Source organism: Streptomyces sp. NPDC051109, from assembly GCF_044455885.1.
GTDB lineage: Bacteria > Actinomycetota > Actinomycetes > Streptomycetales > Streptomycetaceae > Streptomyces.
This window is the reverse complement of the sequence record NZ_JBITFF010000062.1, coordinates 1,710-4,215: the sequence shown is the minus strand read 5'-3', so window position 1 is coordinate 4,215 and position 2,506 is coordinate 1,710. Positions and strand designations below refer to the sequence as shown.

The following is a 2,506-nucleotide window of genomic DNA, read 5'->3' as shown; positions in this document are numbered from 1 at the left end:
TTCAGAACTAACACAGTGGACGCGAGCAACTGAGGACAAGCCCTCGGCCTATTAGTACCAGTCAGCTCCACCCGTTACCGGGCTTCCACATCTGGCCTATCAACCCAGTCGTCTACTGGGAGCCTTACCCTCTCAAGGAGGTGGGAATACTCATCTTGAAGCAGGCTTCCCGCTTAGATGCTTTCAGCGGTTATCCCTCCCGAACGTAGCCAACCAGCCATGCCCTTGGCAGGACAACTGGCACACCAGAGGTTCGTCCGTCCCGGTCCTCTCGTACTAGGGACAGCCCTTCTCAATATTCCTACGCGCACAGCGGATAGGGACCGAACTGTCTCACGACGTTCTAAACCCAGCTCGCGTACCGCTTTAATGGGCGAACAGCCCAACCCTTGGGACCGACTCCAGCCCCAGGATGCGACGAGCCGACATCGAGGTGCCAAACCATCCCGTCGATATGGACTCTTGGGGAAGATCAGCCTGTTATCCCCGGGGTACCTTTTATCCGTTGAGCGACGGCGCTTCCACAAGCCACCGCCGGATCACTAGTCCCGACTTTCGTCCCTGCTCGACCCGTCGGTCTCACAGTCAAGCTCCCTTGTGCACTTACACTCAACACCTGATTGCCAACCAGGCTGAGGGAACCTTTGGGCGCCTCCGTTACCCTTTGGGAGGCAACCGCCCCAGTTAAACTACCCATCAGACACTGTCCCTGATCCGGATCACGGACCGAGGTTAGACATCCAGCACGACCAGAGTGGTATTTCAACGGCGACTCCACCCCAACTGGCGTTGGGGTTTCAAAGTCTCCCACCTATCCTACACAAGCCGAACCGAACACCAATATCAAACTGTAGTAAAGGTCCCGGGGTCTTTCCGTCCTGCTGCGCGAAACGAGCATCTTTACTCGTAGTGCAATTTCACCGGGCCTATGGTTGAGACAGTCGAGAAGTCGTTACGCCATTCGTGCAGGTCGGAACTTACCCGACAAGGAATTTCGCTACCTTAGGATGGTTATAGTTACCACCGCCGTTTACTGGCGCTTAAGTTCTCAGCTTCGCAACCCCGAAAGGTCACTAACCGGTCCCCTTAACGTTCCAGCACCGGGCAGGCGTCAGTCCGTATACATCGCCTTACGGCTTCGCACGGACCTGTGTTTTTAGTAAACAGTCGCTTCTCGCTGGTCTCTGCGGCCACCCCCAGCTCACGGAGTAAATCCGATCACCAGTGATGGCCCCCCTTCTCCCGAAGTTACGGGGGCATTTTGCCGAGTTCCTTAACCATAGTTCACCCGAACGCCTCGGTATTCTCTACCTGACCACCTGAGTCGGTTTAGGGTACGGGCCGCCATGAAACTCGCTAGAGGCTTTTCTCGACAGCATAGGATCATCCACTTCACCACAATCGGCTCGGCATCAGGTCTCAGCCTTATATGAGGGACGGATTTGCCTACCCCTCGGCCTACACCCTTACCCCGGGACAACCACCGCCCGGGCTGGACTACCTTCCTGCGTCACCCCATCGCTTACCTACTACAAGTCTGGTTCGTCGGCTCCACCACTTTCCTTTCCCCGAAGGGTCCGGAACGGCTTCACGGACTTAGCATCGCCTGATTCGATATTGGGCGTTTCAAAGCGGGTACCGGAATATCAACCGGTTGTCCATCGACTACGCCTGTCGGCCTCGCCTTAGGTCCCGACTTACCCTGGGCAGATCAGCTTGACCCAGGAACCCTTAGTCAATCGGCGCACACGTTTCTCACGTGTGTATCGCTACTCATGCCTGCATTCTCACTCGTGAACCGTCCACAACTAGCTTCCGCTGCTGCTTCACCCGGCACACGACGCTCCCCTACCCATCACAGCGGGCGTTGGCCCTATTGCTGCAATGACACGACTTCGGCGGTACGCTTGAGCCCCGCTACATTGTCGGCGCGGAATCACTTGACCAGTGAGCTATTACGCACTCTTTCAAGGGTGGCTGCTTCTAAGCCAACCTCCTGGTTGTCTCTGCGACTCCACATCCTTTCCCACTTAGCGTACGCTTAGGGGCCTTAGTCGATGCTCTGGGCTGTTTCCCTCTCGACCATGGAGCTTATCCCCCACAGTCTCACTGCCGTGCTCTCACTTACCGGCATTCGGAGTTTGGCTAAGGTCAGTAACCCGGTAGGGCCCATCGCCTATCCAGTGCTCTACCTCCGGCAAGAAACACACGACGCTGCACCTAAATGCATTTCGGGGAGAACCAGCTATCACGGAGTTTGATTGGCCTTTCACCCCTAACCACAGGTCATCCCCCAGGTTTTCAACCCTGGTGGGTTCGGTCCTCCACGAAGTCTTACCTCCGCTTCAACCTGCCCATGGCTAGATCACTCCGCTTCGGGTCTAGAGCGTGCAACTCAATCGCCCTATTCGGACTCGCTTTCGCTACGGCTTCCCCACACGGGTTAACCTCGCTACACACCGCTAACTCGCAGGCTCATTCTTCAAAAGGCACGCAGTCACGACCC

The 2,506-nt window shown here is 56.4% G+C and carries 1 rRNA gene (running past one end of the window); it reads right to left on the bottom strand.

Annotated elements, in window-relative coordinates:
* Window positions 1-31: 31 nt before the first annotated feature.
* Window positions 32-2,506: ribosomal RNA gene (locus ACIBAD_RS37505) — 23S ribosomal RNA — on the bottom strand; it runs 154 nt beyond the window's last position.